The sequence below is a fragment of the Streptomyces sp. ADMS genome (genome assembly GCF_033441795.1).
GTDB lineage: Bacteria > Actinomycetota > Actinomycetes > Streptomycetales > Streptomycetaceae > Streptomyces.
This window is the reverse complement of the sequence record NZ_JAVFVX010000576.1, coordinates 1-267: the sequence shown is the minus strand read 5'-3', so window position 1 is coordinate 267 and position 267 is coordinate 1. Positions and strand designations below refer to the sequence as shown.

The window sequence follows — 267 nt, the reverse complement described above, 5'->3', positions numbered from 1 at the left end:
AACGACCTCCGGCGCCACGGCACGCGCCCGCTCAACCCCCTCGGCCAGCAGACGTAGTCGTTCCACGATGTTCCGGATCTCACCCTCGGGCCCGCCGAGCGGCGACGGGCCAGGAGACACATGCATGGCAGGCCACGAGAGCGCATGCACCATCCGCAGGCCCGCCCCGCGCAGCTCTGCCTCCCGGGCCGCCGCCTCGACCGCGGCAAGAGCCGACGCCGACCCGTCCACACCCACGACCACCAGACCACTCATCGTGTCTCCCAC

At 71.9% G+C, this 267-nt stretch carries 1 protein-coding gene; it reads right to left on the bottom strand.

Going from position 1 to position 267, the window contains the following annotated elements:
• Window positions 1-255, bottom strand: a 255-nt coding sequence (locus RB628_RS42060) for a universal stress protein (RefSeq protein WP_318325848.1), incomplete at its 3' end; no start/stop codon positions are given.
• Between the last annotated feature and the right edge of the window lie 12 nt (window positions 256-267).